Consider the following 17966-nt stretch of genomic DNA (forward strand, 5'->3'; position numbering starts at 1 on the left):
CCAACCCAGAGCGAACCAACGCCCCCGCAATACCTGCCTAGGTGCTGCGGGGGCGTTGTAGTTTAGGAGCAGGTGCTGATGAACTGCTAGCAGAAGGGCCCTAGGTTAACGTGGCGAATTGTTAGCTAGGAGAGCGGCCAAACGTGCCGCCGCCACGGGTACCAGCACCGCGGCCGAGTTCGTACCTTCGCAGGCCAAATTGCTCAGCTCCGCCGTGGCACTTATTCCGAAGGAAACCATCGACCAAGTACTGCACTACGCCGACATTGTGGAGGTAGTAGGGGACTTTGTCACGCTCAAGAAAAAAGGCCAGAACCTGTGGGCCTGTTGCCCTTTTCACCACGAAAAGTCGCCGTCGTTTTCGGTAGCACCGGCCAAGGGCATTTACAAGTGCTTTGGCTGCGGCAAGGCCGGCGACGTGGTGCGCTTCGTGATGGACGTGGAATCGGTGAGCTACCCCGAGGCCATTAAGTGGCTGGCCAAGAAGTACGGCATCGAAATAAAAGAAGAGGAGAAGACGCCGGAGCAGCAACTGGCCCAAAACGAACGCGACTCGCAGTACATCGTGTCGGATTGGGCAAAAAACCGCTACAAGAAGCTCCTGCAGGAGTCGGAAGAAGGGGAGAGCATCGGCTGGGCCTACCTTAAGGAGCGCGGCCTGAACCAGGCCACCATCGAAACCTTCGAGCTCGGCTACTCGCTCGATAAGTGGGACGACGTGCTCGCTGAGGCCCAGAAAGCGGGCTTCGACGTGAAGTACCTCGAGAAAACCGGCCTCGTGATTAAGCGCGAGGAAGACGGCCGCCGCTACGACCGTTTCCGGGGCCGCGTGATGTTCCCGATCCACAACATTTCGGGCCGCGTGGTGGGCTTCGGTGCCCGCACCCTGCGCCGCGACGAAAAGGCCGGGGCCAAGTACCTGAACTCGCCCGAATCGGAGATTTACCACAAGTCGGATGTGCTGTATGGCCTGTACCAAGCCAAGCAGGCCATTCGGCAGGAGGAGCTGTGCTACCTCGTGGAGGGTTACCTCGATGTAATTAGCCTGCACCAAGGCGGCATTAAAAATGTGGTGGCCTCGTCGGGTACCTCGCTCACCGAAGGCCAGATACGCCTGATTGCCCGCTACACCGACAACGTAACGGTGCTCTACGACGGCGACGCGGCCGGTATTCGGGCAGCTTTGCGCGGCCTCGATATCATTCTGGAGAACGGCCTGAACGTGCGCGTGGTGCTGTTCCCCGACGGCGACGACCCCGACAGCTACATCCGCAAGGTCGGCGACAAACGCTTCCAGGAATTCGTGGAGGCCAACAGCCAGGACTTTATTTCCTTCAAAACCAAGCTCGCCGCCCGCGAAGCCGCCAACGACCCGGTAAAAAAAGCCGAGGCCATCCGCGACGTGCTGCAGAGCATTGCCAAAGTGCCCGACCCGCTGAAGCGACAGGTGTTTCTGCAGCAAACCGCCGCCACTTTCCACATCGACGAGCAGGTGCTTATATCTGAGTACAACAAGCTCGTGAAGCAGGGCGCGCCTAGGTCGTCGGGCGGCAGTGGGAGCGGGGCCAGCAGTACCCGCGGCCACAGCGGCACCGCGGCCGTGCAGCCCGGCGGCCAGCTTACGGGCCTGGGGCAACAACCGCCGCGCCCGCAGCCGCAGCACGATGATGCCATGCCCGACGAGGCGTATGGCTTCATGGGCGATGAGCCCGCCGACGACGTTGCTGAAGCCGAGCCGGTGCCCGATGTGCAGCAAGCTTGCGAGAAGGAAGTAGTGCGCCTCATCCTGAACTACCCGGCGCAACAGCTGGCCAACGAGCACACCGTGGCCGAGTACCTGCTGGGCCAAACCGACGAAACGCCCTTCCGCACGCCCATTTACGCCGACCTGATGCACCTGTGCCGCGAGGCCCTAGGTGCCGGCCGCTTCCCCGACGCCCGGGAACTGGTGCGCCACGAGCGCTCGGATATACGCACGATTATTACCGACTTGGTAACGGAGCCACACGAGCTCAGCCCGAACTGGATTACGCACAGCATTTACGTGCCGCGCGAGCTGGATATGCTGCAAGAGGCCTGCGACAACGCCATTCTGCGCCTGAATAAGTGCAACGTAGAGCGCGAACTTACCGACTGCCTCGCCGCCATGAACGCCCTCGACCCGAACAATGTGGAGGAGTACCTGGCGCAAATGGCCATTTTTAAGTCGCTGAAGCAGCTGGATATGCAGTTGGCCGGGTTACTGGGCACCATTGTGTCGCGGTAAAGCAACTCAGGGTACAAAATTGACTCCAATCTGCACTGTGTCGGGTTTGCCGGAAGGTGCAAACAGCAATTTGCCCAACGCGCTCTTTCCGGCGTTTTCCAAAGCCTGCATAGTTTCGGGCGGGTAAGCTGCTTCCGTTAAGGTCAGCTGGCTTTCGGGGATGGTAATTGAATGAATAGAACCGTCGGCTGCGACAACCAGGCGGAAGGATATAATACCCGACGGCGGACCGTTGCTGTTTGCTTGGCGGTACGCATCCTCAGGGTACGGCAGCTTACGCATGAGTTGAGAATAAACGCGCCGCATTTCACCCACTTGCTGGGCTGAATCTTTCGTCAGCCAGAAGCGAGGCAAAACCACCGGCGGACGAGCCGGAATATAGGGCTCTGGCTTGCCTCGCTGCACATGGAGAGGTTTGCCGGGCGCCGTGTGCAGGCTGCCCGGGCGAGGCGTTTGGGCACGGGCGCTCAGCGGGAGCAGGGCTAGGATGGGCAGCAACGCGACCCAGCGCAGCGGGCAGGCAAGCCTGTTCATTCCATCAGTGTCAGGCCACATTTACAACGCCTGCTTGCGCCCTAGGTTGTCGACGACCGAAAACCTCCCGCCTTCAACCCATAGCGCCTGCATAAAGTCCTCTTTTACATGCTCCTGATGCGGTAGGTCGATGGCAATAACCTGCCCGTTGTAAAGCGGCGTAATTTCCTCGACGGGCGTATGCGCAATAACCATACGCGTAGCGCCGTATTGCCGCAGCACCGCCGCTACGTGTGCTGCCGGGGCTTCTTCCTGCGCGATGCCACGGTACCAATCGGGGCTGAGTTTGGGGTTGCGCACCAGCAGCTCGGCGTCGGTGCGGCCAGTGGGTTTTGGGGAATCAATACTGCGGCGGGTTAGCTCGTTTAGCTGCCGTAAAGGCAAGCGTAGCGCGGCTACCTCGGGGCTGATGCCGCCGTGCACGAACAGCGTGGGGCCGATGCGCTCCATCACGTTTTTGGTGCGCAGCCAGCGGCCCAGCTCGGTGTCGGGAGCGTACCAACGGGCGTAATCCATGCGCAAGGAGTCGGCGTTCTTGCGGTATTTGTGGCACAGGTACTTGGTGTGGCCGGTCAGGTTCATCACCTCGTGGTTGCCCAGGATGAAGTGCACTTTGCCACCAATTTGCGCAGCCTCCTGCTCCAGCTTGTAAAGCAGCCACAAGCACTCCGTCACCTGCAGCCCGCGGTCGAACATGTCGCCCACAAACACCAGGTGGCCCGTTCCAAAGCGCCAACGAGCTTGTTTGTCCATTACGCCCGCGCCGGTAAGCAGCTGCTGCAACCCCTTGAAGTTGCCTTCGATGTCGGATACCACCAACATGCGTGCGGGTGCGGGGTACTCGTTTGGCTCGGTGCTTAGGAAAGTGTGCCGCGGAAAGCGAAACGTAAAGTTGGTTTCCTGCACAAAGCAGGTAAGCGAATCAGACGCATGGCGGAGGGTATCGGTCTGCACAGTGCCTCCGGAGGGGCTAGGTATAATGCGGCGGCTTAGCGCCGTGCCATCGGGCTGGTAATGCACCACGGGACCATCGGGCGAAAAACCGGATTCGTCGGCGATTGGCCGCTTAATGGCAAAGCCCGGAAAAAAGTACACACGGTCGATAACAGCCTGAGAAGCCAACGCAAGTCCGCCGGCGAGGTATAAACAATACAATCCGACCAGCGCGAGCAGTACGCGTTTGGGTTTTAATGCCATCAAGAGGATGCGTGAAAATGGATAAGGCTCCTAGTTAAGCAGATCTGCAGCAAGCATGCAATGTAGTGCGCATGCTATACCGCTGCTGCTTAAACATGATCCGGCAAAATGCAACACTGGGCCAAGGAAACTAGCCCCGCTGCGCCCTACCTTCGCGCCACGCACTATGTGGAAACGCGCCAACCTTAGCCGCCTCATGCTGGCCATTGTCTTGTCGGTGCTCAGCTTGGGCATTGGTATGGCGGGCTTCATGCTTATCGAGAATTACAACTGGCTCGAGGCGTTTTACATGACCATCATCACCATCTCCACCACAGGGTTTGGGGAGGTGCGGCCGCTCTCCGATGGCGGTCGGTTGTTCGTGTCGGCCTACATCATGTACAACCTGCTGATGGTGGCCTACTTGGTGTCGGTGCTGACGCAGTACTTGTTTGATGGCGAGCTGCGCAACTTGTTCAAGATGTTTATGACGGATCAGGAAATCCGCGCTTTCCAGGACCACGTGATTGTGTGTGGGTTCGGGCGCAACGGCAGCAAGGCGTTTCATGAGTTGCGCGCTAGCGGGGCCAAAGTGGTGGTGGTAGAGCAAAGCCAGGAGTTGATGCGCCTCGCCGCCGAAACCCTAGGTGAAAACGCCGTGCCGGTGGTTTTCGGCGACGCCACTGCCGACGAAACACTGCGCCAAGCCGGCATCGAGCGGGCCCGGGCCTTGATTTCGGCTTTGCCCAAAGACGCCGACAATGTATTCGTGACGCTCACGGCCCGTGAGCTGAACCCGCGCCTGAAAATCATTTCGCGCGCCTCGCTGAAAACCTCCGAAAGCAAACTGCTTCGGGCCGGTGCCGACTCGGTGGTGATGCCCGACGAAATTGGGGGCTCGCACATGGCCAACCTGGTAATGCGCCCCGAGGTCATTCGTTTTCTCGACATGATAAACGGCCTAGGTCCGAACCGCCTGCGCCTGGAAGAACTGACGTTCACGGATTTGCGCACGGAGCTGCGTGGGCGGTCGATCCGCGAGCTGGACATCCGCTCGCGTACCGGTGCCACCGTTATAGGCCTGAAAGACTCCGCCGGGCACTTCCTGGTAAGCCCAAGCGCCGATACGCGCCCCGGCCCCGGCGACGTGCTGTTGCTCCTGGGTACCGACGAACAAATTCGGCGCTCTGTAATAGAGTATCGAGGGTAGGAAAACCAAAGCCGCATTGGTAAGTGGCCGCCGCTGGCATAATGCGAAGGGCCTGCTCGGCGTTATCAGCGGTGAGTTGAGAAATGGTTGCCACGGCACCTGCGGGGCGCTTTCGTTCGCTTTGGCTCGTTACCTTTGGCATCTGAACAGCTGTGCCCAGTCTTGAATATCCTGCAAATCTGTCCGCGAGTGCCTTTTCCGCCCACCGACGGCGGCGCCATTGCCATGTACGACGTGGCGGCTGGGCTTACGCGGGCGGGGCACCACGTAACGGTGCTGGCAGCCAACACCCCCAAGCATCACCAGCCCGATAATGTGCTGGAGCACCTAGGGCCCAACGTGCGCCTGGTAACGGTGGATGTCGACACGCGCTTGTCGCCTTTTGCGGCCTTGCGCAACCTGTTGTTCAGCCGCAATCCTTATAACGTCGAGCGGTTTATTTCGCCCGATCTGGAAGCGCGCCTGACTCAGTTGCTGCGGCAGGAGCAGTTCGACGTGGTTCAGATTGAAGGCACGTTCGTATCGTGGTACGTAGAGGCCGTGCGGCGCGAAGCGCCGCAAGTGCCGGTAGTGCTGCGGGCCCACAACGTAGAACACGAAATTTGGCACCAGCTGGCCGCTAACGAGCGGTCGACGCTAAAGGCCGGCTACCTGCGCCACTTGGCCCGCCGCCTGCGCCGCTTCGAGCAAAATTATCTGCCCCGTTTTTCGGCCATTGCCTCCATTACCGAGCCCGACCGCAACCGCCTGTTGCAACTAGGTTGCCCCGAGCCGGTGGTATTTGTGCCGGCGGGCGTAAACCTGCTGCGCCTCAATCCCGATGCCAGCATTCAGCCCGCTGCCAAAACCCTGTTCTTCCTAGGTTCGCTTGATTGGATGCCGAACCAAGAGGGCTTGGTGTGGTTTCTGGAGCAGGTGTGGCCCGAGGTGCAGCGCCGCTACCCCGCGCTGCAATTGCACGTAGCAGGCAAAAACGCCCCCGAGCCCCTGATGCGCATGCAACTGCCGGGCGTGCACATGCGCGGCTTCGTTGAATCGGCCCCGCGCTTTATGCAGGAGCACGAGCTGATGATTGTGCCACTGCTTTCGGGCGGCGGCATGCGCGTAAAAATCATTGAGGGTATGGCCATGGGCAAGTGCATCCTGAGCACCGGCCTAGGTGCAGAAGGCATTGCCTGCCGGCACGAGCACGACATTGTAGTGTGCGATACACCGCAGCAATGGATCGAAGCTATCGGCCAATACGCTGAAGGCAGCCTCGACTACCAGCGCATCGGTGCTGAAGCCTGCCGCACCGCCACTACCATTTACGACAACGACCGCGTGGTGCAGCGCTTTGTGGAGCTGTACCAACGCGTGCTTGCGCCTGCAACCCTAGCATGAACCTAGCCTTGGCCATACTGTTGTGGGCGAGCATCGTGCTGGTAGCGCACACCTACGTGTTGTTTCCGTTGCTGCTGAGCCGCTTGGCCAAAGGCCGAAAGCAAAACCAACACGTGTACGCCCCGCAAAGCAGCGAGCTACCAGCGGTGGATGTGCTGCTGGCCGTGCACAACGAGGAGCAGGTAATTGAAGAGAAAATTCGCAGCACCTTCCGGACCACGTACCCGCTGGACCGGCTCACTTTCTACATCGGCTCCGATTGCTCCTCCGACCGCACCAATGCTTTGGTAACGCAGCTCCAAGCTGAATTTCCGCAGCTGCGTTTCGAGGCATACACCAAACGGCAGGGCAAACCCGGCGTGATTGATGCGTTGTCGTGGCAGGCCACGGCACCCGTGCTAGTGCTTACCGATGCCAATGTGTTTTTTGCCCCCGACACGCTTTACCATTTAGTCAAGCACTTTCACAACCCGCAAATCGGACTAGTAGGAGGCAATATTATCAACCCCGAGCACAACGCCGAAGGCATTTCGGGCCAGGAGAAAGCCTACCTCGAGCGCGAAAACCTGATTAAATATCAAGAGGGCGTAGTGTGGGGCGGAATGATGGGAGCGTTTGGCGGTTGCTTTACCGTACGCCGCGCCTGCTACCACCCGGCGCCGGCAGCTTTTCTGGTCGACGACTTTTACATCACAATGGCCGTGCTGCGCGATGGATACCAAGCCATCAACGAGCTGGAGGCGGTGTGTTACGAAGACGTGTCAGACCACTTACCCGAGGAATTCCGGCGCAAAGCCCGCATTGCAGCCGGCAACTTCCAGAACTTAGGGGAGTTTGCCGGTCTGCTGTGGCCCGTTTGGCGCGGCATTCCGTTTGCTTTCTGGTCGCACAAGGTATTGCGGTGGCTTACGCCATTGCTGCTGTTGCTGGCCCTAGGTGCCAACGCGCTGCTGGTGGCCCGAGGAGCGCATTGGTTTTACTCGATAATGCTGCTAGGACAACTGGCACTTCCCTTGTTGCTGCTGCTCGACAGGGGCCTGAAACGCGCGGGCGTGCACCTGCGGTTGTTGCGCTTTATCACACACTTCTACAGCATGAATGCCGCGCTGGCTTTGGGCTTCTGGCGCTACGTTCGTGGCATTCGCACCACTGTTTGGCAGCCTACGCAGCGGTTTCAACAAGCTCGCTGAGGTAAGCAGATCGGCCGTGCATCGGTAACTTCGGGAACCGAAACCGAGCGGCAAACGATGACATCAACGGCGCCTGTGTAACTTCGCCCGGCCGCTGATGGTTGTCAGCCCGAAACCAACCTCCGACCGGTTCCCCGGGGCCGGCCGCTCATATTTAGCAAGCCATGCTTGACCCCATCGAAGACGCCATTGCCGACATCCGCGCCGGTAAAGTGGTAGTAGTTGTGGACGACGAAGACCGCGAGAATGAAGGCGACTTTATTTGCGCGGCCCGTTGCGCCACACCCGAAGTCATCAACTTTATGGCTACCCACGGCCGCGGCCTGGTGTGTGCCCCGCTTATCGAAGACCGTTGCGAAGCCCTAGGTCTGGAGCTGATGGTAGGCCGCAACACCGCTTTGCACGCCACGCCCTTCACGGTGTCGGTTGATTTGCTGAAGAACGGCGTAACCACCGGCATTTCGGCTTCCGACCGTAGCAAAACCATTCTGGCCCTCATCGACCCCGAAACCAAGCCCGAAGAGCTCGGCAAACCGGGGCACATCTTCCCGCTGAAAGCGCGCAAGGACGGCGTACTGCGCCGCGCCGGCCATACCGAAGCCGCCATCGACCTGGCCCGCTTGGCCGGGTTCGAGCCGGCTGGTGTGCTGGTAGAAATCCTGAAAGAAGACGGCGAAATGGCCCGCCTGCCCGAGTTGCGCGAAATTGCCAACCGCTGGAACCTGAAGCTCATATCGGTGCAAGACCTGATTCAGTACCGCCTGAAGCAGGAGAGCCTGATCGACCGCGAAATTTCGGTGAAGATGCCCACCCAGTGGGGCGACTTCGACCTGATTGCTTACACCCAGCGCAGCACGGGCGCCCAGCACCTAGCCTTGGTAAAAGGCGATATTTCGGGCGATGAACCCGTGCTGGCGCGCGTGCACTCCTCGTGCGTAACCGGCGACATTTTCGGCTCGTGCCGCTGCGACTGCGGCCCGCAACTGCACCACGCCATGGAGCAGATTGAGCGCGAAGGCCGCGGCGTGCTGCTGTACATGAACCAGGAAGGTCGTGGCATCGGCCTGCTCAATAAGCTACGCGCTTACAAGCTGCAGGAACAAGGCCGCGACACCGTGGAGGCTAATCTAGAACTAGGCTTTGGCATGGATGAGCGCGACTACGGCGTAGGAGCCCAAATCCTGCGCGACCTTGGCTTGCACAAGCTGCGCTTGCTCACCAACAACCCCCGCAAACGCACCGGCCTGATCGGCTACGGCCTCGAGATTGTAGACACAGTAGCTATTGAAGTACTGCCCAACGAGCACAACGAGCGGTACCTAACCACCAAGCGCGACAAGCTCGGACATACCATTCTTACCAAGGATCGGGGGCCGCACCCGGCGCAAACTGCTGCTGAGGTACTGCCGACCGAGTAAGTAGGTAAACTAGCCGCCTAGGCACGGGTAGGTGGAGTATTTTCTGCGTATATTAATACTGCTATGAAAATGCTCCGCCTATCCGTGTGCCTTTTAGGGGCTTTTTGTTTGGTTGTGCTATGTGCAGCACCCGATGCGCTGGGTCAGCGCAACTTGGTTCAGCAGTTTGATGCTGCCACGGTAGTGCTTACCTCCGGCGACACCCTGCGCGGACCCGCCGCCCTGCACACCGACCGCGACGTGCTGCTCATTTCAATGCCCGATAACTCGGTGCGCACCGTGGCGGCCTTGTCGGTGGCGGCTTTTGCTACCCGCGGCGAAAAAGAGCATCCTGCTAACTACTTCGATCAGTACTACGACTTCTACGACGCCCGGCGGGGGTATTTCTACGGCAATACGGGTTGGGGGCCATTGCCCATGCAAGCCCGCCGCCAGCGCCCCGATACAGCTCGGGTGCGGGAGTTTCGTACGTTCCGCTGGAATCGTGGCAACGATTACTCAGATTTTCGCTCGCCCGCTTTCTTTGAGCAGCTTAGCCAAGGGCCGGTGCTGCTGCTACGCCGCGAATCGCTTACGGAAAGGCCCGTTTCGGCTGCCGACCCCATGTTTAGGCCGTATTACGCCTACGCACCAATTGCGGCTTTGCCGAGAGGTACCATGGGCTATTACACCACCATCCGCGACCAGTTCTTCCTGGGCACTCCCGATGGCAAAGTGGTAATGTTGCGCAACCCTAAACGAGACTTGCTGGCCTACTTCAAACCTGAGTCGGACCGCGTAGAGCGTTATGCCAAAGAGCACCGACTGAGCTTCAGCGAGGCCCACGACTTAGCGTTTATTGTTAACTACGCCAACTCGTTGCGGCACCCCGCACCCTAGGTACTACCGATAACACACTACTTAATAGAGCGAAGGAGGTGCACTTATAATGGCATTATTGTTGAGCTTAGCAAAACCGCGTTATAACTTTTAAATTGTCATTATTAGCTCCGCTTATGCGTCGAATTTCTACGCTTCTGTTACTCACCAGTGCATTCCTATTAAGTACCAAAGCCAGTGCCCAGACGCAGCTAGTTTAGCACTTTGCCGGATCAACAGTTATTACCACCGCTGGCGACACCTTGCGCGGCCCGTTGGTGCTGCACGTCGATAAGAATGTGCTGATGGTTACCACGCCAGATGGCGCCATCAAAACCTTTCCGGCTTCGTCAATAGCGGTGTTTGCCGTAAAAGGTAGCTTGTCGCATTATACTCCCGATCCGGTTGCTATTCAGATAAATCGGCAGATAGCCAGCGGCTCGCAGTGGGGCATGGGAGCTCCCCATTCGTCGTTTATTCCGCGGCACCATCTGGGACAATTCGATACTACGCAGGTACGCGTTTATCGCACTTACAACTGGCAAAAAAAGCCGACAGCTTACGCGCGGCGTCCTATGCCCATGTTCTTCGAGGAGCTAGCAACTGGCCCGGTAAATTTGTTGCAACGCGAAACATTGGTGCTGGGTAGCCCTGGCCTCTCCTACATGGGGGCCCGCGGCGGGATGTCGCTGGCTGGCGGAACCAGGCCTATACTTTACCTGCACACCAAAAACAAGTTTGTGCAGCTGGTTCATCCGAGAAAACAGCTTAAACAGCACTACGGTGAGCAAGCCGTGCTGCTGATAAAGTACGCGCGAGCCAACAGGCTAAACTTTGTTTTTCCGCACCATTTGGCGCAAATCATTAACTATTCGAACTCGCTTGAGGCTAGTGCGAAGAATGACCGATAGCCTTTGAAGACAAAGTTTGTTTGATGACAAAAAAGGCCCTGGGTGAATAACCCAGGGCCTTTTTGGTGGGCGCCAGCGCTACTTGCTGTTGCACCCGCACGACCAACGCTGTGTGCCTTTGTCGGAGTTGAATTCGATATTCAGCTGCGATACTTTGTCGCCGGGGGCGAAGGTGGTTTTAGGCTTGCCGGCTTCGGCGAAGTAGCCGGTTATCCAGTTGAGCTGGCGCGTTTGGGCGTTGTAGGTGTAACGGCCACTGGCGCTGCCATCGAGGTAGCGGTAGGTGCCGTTGGCATTCAACTCAAAAGCGCCTTTGGGTATCGAGGTAAAACGTTGGCTGGCAGCATCCCAGTTATCGAAAGAGCAGGTGTAGACCCCGTAAACGAGCGGCGCGGAGGCTACGGGGGCGCTAAACGCAGCGTTTTTGGCGACAGCATCGGCTTCGGCGCGAGCTTTGAGGGCGGCAGCGGCGCGGGCCCGAACGGCCGCCGCTTCGGCCTCGGCTTTGCTTCGCGCGCCGGAAGCAGATTTTTCGCGGGTATCGGCAAGGGCTAGGTATTCGTCGGCGCGCGTTTTCAGGCTGACGTCGAGCTCGGTGGCTTTGGTTAGGGCGGTACGGGCTTCGGCGTAGCGGCCGAGCTCGGTGTAGCACTGCCCAAGGAGCAGCTGCGCTTCGGCATGGTTGGGCGAAGTGCGGCTTACGGCTTCAAAACGGCGGGCGGCGTTGTCGAAGTTTTTGGCAGCCAGCAACTCGCGGCCGGCTTTCAGCTCGGCCTCGGGTGTGGCGGGGGCCTGCGCAGTCGCTGCAAGCGAAACGGAGAGCAAAGTGCCCGTGAGTAAAGCTGCTAAACGCATACCAACAAGAAGAAAAAAGTGAGGCCGTAAAGGTAGGACCTAAAGGTCGCGGGTGCGCAGCAAAAATGCGCCTAGCAACCAGCAAAGGCCCACATAACCTAGAGCGACTACCGCCGCTTGGGTTGGTGCCAAGGCTCCCGAAGGCCCAAGCATGGTATCGAGCGTTTGGGCAAACGGCGAAGGCGTGAGCATGTCCATGGCCTTTATCGGCAGAAACCGATCGACGGCATCGGGGAGGAAGTACCGAACAAGCCGCTCCGCTACCCACACGTACAGCAGCAACGCAACAATTGCCGGTGTGCTTTTGCGGATGAGCAAGGCTAGCAGCGCGGCTATCGAAAGGTACCCGAGCAGTTGCAGGCCGTAGAGCAGCAATGGCTCGGCAGCGCCGCCAAACACGTTGGCCAACGTAGCATCGGGGTTGCGCGTGAGGCCGAAAAACACCCCAGCAATCAGCACCGAGAGCATGCCCCACAAGGTGAGCAGCAAAGCCACCATCAGCTTATCGAGCAGCAATTGCTCGCGCGAAGTACCATCGATGAGTTGCTGCCGAAAGGTGCGGTACTGAAACTCGTCGGTAATGACCATGATCAGCAGAAAAGCCGGCAACAAAGAAAAGTACCCGGCGATGTAAGCCAGCTTCGCCCACATGCCCGGCAACGCGTACAGGGCAGCACCTAGGGTTTGGCCATTTACGGTTACGCCGCCTGCGCCCGCTACCGTGGCTGCTAATAAAGCGCTGAAGAGTAACAAAATAACCCAAGCCGTACGGTAGGGCAGCAGCTTACGAAGTTCGGTTCGGAGCATGAGGTGCAGGCCGGGTTAGGAATTCTGAATAATCTGCATGAACTCGGCTTCGAGGCTGGGACGCTCGGTGCTGAGGTGGGCCAACACCAAGCCGTTGGCAAAAAGGGCTCGGTTGAGGTCGGCAGCGGAGTACCCATTGGCAAGCGTGAGGCTGCAAGCACCGGTGGGGAGGGTTTGCACATCGTGCACAAACGGCAGAGCGGCCAGTGCTTGGGCCAATGCTTCGGGCGCCGCACCGGCACCTAGGCGCAGGTGCACGCGGTCGGTAGCGGCCAGTATGCTGCCAACCGGACCGGCGGCGCGTAGCTGCCCTTGGTGCATTACGCCTACGTGGGTACAAACCTTCTGCACCTCATCGAGCAGGTGGCTGGCCAGGATGATGGTTTTGCCCTCGGCTGCCAAACGCAGTATCAAGGCGCGTACATCGGCAATGCCCTGTGGGTCGAGGCCGTTGGTGGGTTCGTCGAGCACCAGCACTTCGGGCTGGCCGAGTAGGGCCGAGGCCAGGGCGAGGCGCTGTTTCATGCCAAGCGAGAAGCCGCGCACCGGCTCGTGCTGGCGGTTGGCTAGCCCCACGGTTTGCAGCGCTGCCTGAATGTCCGCTTCGCCGGCTTGTTTGATATCGGCGGCGATTTGCAGGTTTTGACGGGCGCTCAGGTAAGGGAAAAAGTTAGGCGTTTCTAGCAATGCTCCAATGCGCCGCCGCGTTGATGCGGAGGGCAGCTGGCCAAACCAGCTTGCGGTGCCGCCAGTGGCGTGCAGCACACCTAGGGCAATGCCCAGGGTAGTGGTTTTGCCGCTCCCGTTGGGCCCGAGCAGCCCGTACACGCTGCCCCGCGGCACCGATAAGGTAAGATCCTGGACGGCCTTGGTGCGGCCGTAATGCTTGGTAAGCTGCTGGAGTTCGAGAACGGTTTCGGCCGCCACGGGAAAGGGAGTCAGATGGTAAGTGGATGTAGCGCTACGCCGCTGCGCTCAGGCATTAAGAAACGGTAAACCAATAGGGAACATGGTCATGCAGTGCGCAGTGGCTATTCTGTTGGCAAACTGCCGCCTTGCCAGCGGGCCACGGGGTAGCGCAGGTGCGTCGGCTCGTAGTTGGGCGACTGGCGGTACACCCAATCGAGCTGCGCGGCGGCACTTTTAGCAAACGCGGGGTCGGCCTTTCTGCGGGCCTCGAGCTGCTGGCGTAGCTCAGGCTTTTGGCGCAGCAGCTCGGCGGCAACGTCCTCAAACACATAGTCGGAGAAGTATTCTTTCTGCTGCAGAATACTGTCGAAGAAGCCCCACGCGAAGTACGAGTCGGTGGCATGCGGCTCCAGGGTTTCGACGGCGAGGCGGTTTTGGGGCTGATTCAGCCACACCACGTAGTCGCCGCGGCGGTAGGCCACACTGCGCTGCTCGGGCCGCACGCGCACTTGGTTGTGCACATAGTGGCCTTCGTAAGGGCGCTGGCCGGTTTTGTAGTCCTCGATGAAGTACACCTCCGTGGTGAGGGTGGTGTCGCGGGTAAGGCGCTGCAGCTGCAAGCCGCCGCGCTGGAGGCGCTCAATTACCTCGCCCCAGGCCTGCGGCACCAGGTAAGCCCTAGGTGCTGTGGCCTGCACGCTGGGCCGGAAGGTGTTGTAGTAAGGTATGGCTTTCGTGAATGGGGCTTTCCGGTCGTAGTACAGGCGTGGCTGACCGCTTACCTCGCTGGGCTTGGTTTTCCCTTGGTAACCACGGAAGTTGAAGGTTTCGGCCTGGGTGGTATCGAGCTGCCAGGCCAGGGTAAACTGACGTTGCGCGGCGGTTTGACGGTCGGCTTCGGCGCGGGCCGTGGCAATGGCGGCCGCGTCGGTGTTCACCTGGCTGAGCAGCACCTGCAGAAAGTCGTAGGTAGCCTGCACGCGCGGCTTGTAGGCCTTCAGCATGTGGGTTTCGGTTACGAAGCCAACCGTGTTGAAGAGAGTGGTGTAGCCGGTGGAGTAGCGCGGCGTTTCCAGAAAACCTTGTATGCCGCGGGCATCGGGCGTGCGGCCCTCAAAGTCAACGTAGGGCGTAAGGGGCCACTTTTTCTTTTCCATGCCGCCGTACAGCGCGGGCAGTAGGCGCTTGGTCATGTACTCGCTCATGGCTGGGTGCAGCTTGTCCTTCTGCGTGGCAATCAGCGTCATGGTGTACTGGTAGTCGGCGCCGTTGGAGGTGTGGGTATCCACAAACACCTCGGGTTGCCACTTCCGGAACAGCTCGGCAAAGGAGCGGGCATTGCGCGAATCCTGCTTGATGTAGTCGCGGTTGAGGTCGAGGTTACGGGCGTTGCCGCGGAAGCCGTATTCCCTAGGTCCGTTTTGGTTGGCCCGGGTGGTGGCGTTGCGGTTCAATGAGCCATCGACGTTGTAGATCGGGATGATAACCACCGTTACATTCTGCAGCAGCAGGCGCAGCTTTTTCTGCTGCACCAAGTCGCGGGCCAGCATCATGGAGGCGTCAATACCCTCGGGCTCGCCCGGATGTATGCCGTTTTGGATGAGCAGCACGCGCCGGTTTTTTTGGCGGGTACTGCTCGGCTCGGCGTCGCCGTCGGCCGAAATTATCACCTCGTGCAGGGGCAGGCCCACATCGGTCGAGCCGGTTTCGCGCACCTCAATTTCGGGGTATGCAGCTGCCAGCCGCTGGTAGTAGGCAATGCACTCGGCGTAGGTTGTGGTGGTATTGCCTTCGCCTTTTTCGAAGGGGGTGCGCCAGTCGGGCTTGGTATCAGCGGCAGGAGAGGAGGCCAGCAGGCCAGCGGCCAGGAGCAGCGTGGTGAGCATTGGGCAGTGGGAGGTTGGAAGCGGCAAGATGCCAACGTTGCGGCAAACCGGCGAGAATGAATGGGCTTAAGCCAACAACGAGCAGCTCAAAGCCGGGAACTACCAAAAAACAAAAGCCTACGCTTGGCGCAGGCTCTATTTGATGTTAAATAACTAACAAGCAAATGTTTGACGATTTTCGTGTGAAGTATTAATACAAGCGGCGGCGAGGCGGAAACAACGTTTGATCGGCGCTGAATTTGCCTGGGCCCGTGAAAAGCAGACCCAGAAAAACAATGCCTGACTCGACGGCGTGGGAGTAGCCACCGAAGCCTTCGCCCGTGGCGATGTGCGAGAAGGCAGCAACTACCATCGTGAGCAGCAGCATAACACAGGCTACCCGAAACAGCAGGCCCAGCGCCAGTAGTTGCCCACCGATGGTTTCGGCTACGGCAGCGGCAAAGCCCCAGGCGGCAGGGGCCACCGTGATGCCGAAGTGCTTCATGGCGTCGCCCACGGCAACCCATTTTTCGGGCCCACCCATCAGCTTGGGGTAGCCATGAATGGTGAACATCACGCCCAGGCCAACGCGCAGGACCAGCAGCCCTAGGTCGGCGTAGCGGTAACGGTTTTCAAACAGCGGCATCAGGTAAGAAAAGCGGTGTGGTAAACGGCTAGCGCTGCCCGACTTTGCGTGCTACAAGCAGAGCCTTCGCCGCCAAAGTACACAATCGTTTGCTGAATCTCACGCCCAGGCCTAGCACCTTAGCGGAAAAGTATAACCCCGACGATTTGGGTAGCCGGTGGAATATCGTCTTTGCGCAGTTGGCCCGTGGCCGGCAAGGTCTTCGCATCAAGTATCCAGCTGGCATTTAGCCGCTCCGAAACGGCCACCACGCCCGCTTCGGTACGCTCGATGGTTTGGATGCCGTAGGCTTGGCGTGCCTCGCCGTAGGTGCCGCCCACGCCAACGGCCTCGGCCGTGCGGTAGCGCCCATCGCGCACCTGCACGCGCCACAGCCGGTAGCCTTCTTCCTCGTCGCCCACCATTTCGAGCAGCAGCGGAGCCGTGGTTGCCGGCGTGCCAGCGGCGCGGTACTCGTACACCGGATAAGTAATGCCCTCGAGCGTGCGGGTGGTTTTGCGCAGACTGCTTTCGGGTACGGCAGCCAGCAGCGCGCCCTCTTTCATGTTCAGCCTCAGCGGGCCTACGTAGCCGCGCCGGATCAGAAAGGCGCTATCGGTAGTTGCTGCGTCAGGCCGATTTTCAGCAGGAGCTACGACCGAATCCGGAGCAGTACTCGGGGTAGCCTGTAGGGAGGGGGGAGCGGTTTGTTCGGTGGTGGGCTGGCGGTCGGGCTGGCAAGCGGCGAGCAGGAGCGCCGCTGCATAGGTAGAGGTACGTAGCATGCCGCAAACCTACGTAACCGGTTGATTTTGGCTGCCTGCCGTTGCCCATGGCGCCGGCACCTAGGCAGATAACGAAGCCGTAACCAAGCGGTATGGTGGCCGCGCCTACCTTTGCCGCCGTATTTAGTGCCGACCAACCTAGCTTCTGCCGTGAGTAACGCTGCTACTTCTCCTCGCCCCCTCATCCTGATTTCAAACGACGACAGCATCGCGGCGCCGGGTATTGCCGTGCTGGTGCGCGTGATGCAGCGCCTGGGCGAGGTTATTGTGGTGGCGCCGGCCTCGCCACAATCGGGCATGGGCCACGCCATTACGCTGGCCGAGCCGCTACGCCTCGACCGCAGCCACCTGTTCGAGGGTTTGGAGGCTTACACCTGCTCCGGCACGCCCGCCGACTGCGTCAAAATCGCCAAACACCTGGTGTTGAAAGACCGTCGGCCCGACCTCGTCGTGTCGGGCGTAAACCACGGCTCCAACGCCTCGGTGAACGTGATTTACTCCGGGACTATGTCGGCGGCGATTGAAGCGGCAATTGAAGGCTTACCGGCTATCGGCTTCTCTTTATGCGACTTTTCGCATCAAGCCGATTTCTCTCACGCCGAGCCGTGGATTGAGCACATTGCTCGCGAAGCTCTGGCTAAAGGCATTCCGACCGGCACAGCCCTGAACGTTAACATTCCCAAAAAATCGAACGACCCCATTGTGGGTGCCCGCCTGTGCCGGCAGGCCAAAGCCAAGTGGCAAGAGGAGTTCGATACCCGCCAAGACCCCTACAACCGGCCCTACTACTGGGTGCTGGGTAACTTCCTCAACGAAGACAACGGCGAGGACACCGACGAGTGGGCTTTGGCGCACAACTACATCAGCATTGTGCCCTGCCAGTTCGACCTTACCGCGCACCACCACCTGCAAAGCATGAACTCGGCTTGGGAACTGCAGTTGCCGGGCCGCCCCACACCCGCCGAGCCCACGCAGCCGCACCCCGTCAGCCCCGGCGACTACGGCCCCGCCAATCCGCAAGGCTAATTGGCACCTATGGCGACAAGCTTCCGACGAATATGTACACGCGCTGGCTCATTGGGCAGGCGCGTGTTTTTGTTGGGGGCGGTTGCTGAAGCAGCAAGCAGTAGTTGCCGAAGGCCGCGCGGCTTCTATCTTCAGCCCCGCATTCCAT

The 17966-nt window shown here is 59.6% G+C and carries 16 protein-coding genes; 8 read left to right on the forward strand and 8 right to left on the reverse strand.

From position 1 onward, the window contains the following. The first annotated feature begins 199 nt into the window (after positions 1–199). Positions 200–2266: a DNA primase gene (gene dnaG, locus ASU33_RS13110; protein ID WP_286130532.1), complete on the forward strand. Its 2067-nt coding sequence runs from the start codon at positions 200–202 to the stop codon at positions 2264–2266. A 6-nt stretch (positions 2267–2272) separates the two neighbouring features. Here dnaG and ASU33_RS13115 read toward each other — a convergent pair whose 3' ends face one another. Beyond that, entirely contained in the window at positions 2273–2800 is a 528-nt protein-coding gene (locus tag ASU33_RS13115; protein WP_149867200.1) for a hypothetical protein, read from the reverse strand. Positions 2801–2821: 21 nt separating this feature from the next. Beyond that, on the reverse strand, positions 2822–3997 hold the full coding sequence (locus ASU33_RS13120) for a metallophosphoesterase (protein WP_078063107.1): 1176 nt from the start codon (positions 3995–3997) through the stop codon (positions 2822–2824). A 166-nt stretch (positions 3998–4163) separates the two neighbouring features. Between ASU33_RS13120 and ASU33_RS13125 the strand changes: the two genes are divergently transcribed. From ASU33_RS13125 to ASU33_RS13150, 6 genes are all read left to right on the forward strand, one after another. Further along, on the forward strand, positions 4164–5186 hold the full coding sequence (locus ASU33_RS13125; protein WP_286130533.1) for a potassium channel family protein: 1023 nt from the start codon (positions 4164–4166) through the stop codon (positions 5184–5186). A gap of 162 nt (positions 5187–5348) precedes the next feature. Further along, the gene (locus ASU33_RS13130) at positions 5349–6569 is read left to right on the forward strand and encodes a glycosyltransferase family 4 protein (protein WP_059071279.1); all 1221 of its coding nucleotides are present in this window, start codon (positions 5349–5351) and stop codon (positions 6567–6569) included. Beyond that, a complete protein-coding gene (locus ASU33_RS13135) occupies positions 6566–7759 on the forward strand; it encodes a glycosyltransferase (RefSeq protein ID WP_059071280.1) in 1194 nt (397 codons plus the stop codon). Before ASU33_RS13130 ends, ASU33_RS13135 begins: the two co-directional genes overlap by 4 nt. A gap of 164 nt (positions 7760–7923) precedes the next feature. Next, complete coding sequence (locus tag ASU33_RS13140; RefSeq protein WP_059071281.1) at positions 7924–9177, forward strand: bifunctional 3,4-dihydroxy-2-butanone-4-phosphate synthase/GTP cyclohydrolase II; 1254 nt, start codon at positions 7924–7926, stop codon at positions 9175–9177. A 114-nt stretch (positions 9178–9291) separates the two neighbouring features. After that, positions 9292–10056: a hypothetical protein gene (locus tag ASU33_RS13145; RefSeq protein ID WP_149867201.1), complete on the forward strand. Its 765-nt coding sequence runs from the start codon at positions 9292–9294 to the stop codon at positions 10054–10056. Positions 10057–10313: 257 nt separating this feature from the next. Next, a complete protein-coding gene (locus tag ASU33_RS13150) occupies positions 10314–10946 on the forward strand; it encodes a hypothetical protein (RefSeq protein ID WP_149867202.1) in 633 nt (210 codons plus the stop codon). A gap of 78 nt (positions 10947–11024) precedes the next feature. On the opposite strand, the gene ASU33_RS13155 is transcribed toward ASU33_RS13150, so the two are convergent. From ASU33_RS13155 to ASU33_RS13180, 6 genes are all read right to left on the reverse strand, one after another. Then, on the reverse strand, positions 11025–11801 hold the full coding sequence (locus tag ASU33_RS13155; protein ID WP_078063108.1) for a tetratricopeptide repeat protein: 777 nt from the start codon (positions 11799–11801) through the stop codon (positions 11025–11027). Positions 11802–11840: 39 nt separating this feature from the next. Then, positions 11841–12608: a DUF2705 family protein gene (locus ASU33_RS13160; RefSeq protein ID WP_059071285.1), complete on the reverse strand. Its 768-nt coding sequence runs from the start codon at positions 12606–12608 to the stop codon at positions 11841–11843. A 15-nt stretch (positions 12609–12623) separates the two neighbouring features. Continuing rightward, complete coding sequence (locus ASU33_RS13165; RefSeq protein ID WP_059071286.1) at positions 12624–13535, reverse strand: ABC transporter ATP-binding protein; 912 nt, start codon at positions 13533–13535, stop codon at positions 12624–12626. 104 nt (positions 13536–13639) lie between these two features. Continuing rightward, positions 13640–15403 carry a M14 family metallopeptidase gene (locus tag ASU33_RS13170; protein ID WP_059071287.1) on the reverse strand — a complete coding sequence of 588 codons (1764 nt, stop codon included), beginning with the start codon at positions 15401–15403 and terminating at the stop codon, positions 13640–13642. A 190-nt stretch (positions 15404–15593) separates the two neighbouring features. After that, on the reverse strand, positions 15594–16028 hold the full coding sequence (locus tag ASU33_RS13175) for a DoxX family protein (protein WP_059071288.1): 435 nt from the start codon (positions 16026–16028) through the stop codon (positions 15594–15596). Between the two features lie 119 nt (positions 16029–16147). Further along, positions 16148–16792 (reverse strand): hypothetical protein, encoded by a 645-nt coding sequence (locus ASU33_RS13180; RefSeq protein ID WP_059071289.1) that lies wholly within the window; start codon positions 16790–16792, stop codon positions 16148–16150. Positions 16793–16942: 150 nt separating this feature from the next. Here ASU33_RS13180 and surE point away from each other — a divergent pair, with 150 nt between their 5' ends. Beyond that, on the forward strand, positions 16943–17818 hold the full coding sequence (surE, locus tag ASU33_RS13185) for a 5'/3'-nucleotidase SurE (RefSeq protein ID WP_059071488.1): 876 nt from the start codon (positions 16943–16945) through the stop codon (positions 17816–17818). Positions 17819–17966 lie beyond the last annotated feature (148 nt).

Source organism: Solirubrum puertoriconensis, from assembly GCF_001483135.1.
GTDB classification, from domain to species: domain Bacteria; phylum Bacteroidota; class Bacteroidia; order Cytophagales; family Hymenobacteraceae; genus Solirubrum; species Solirubrum puertoriconensis.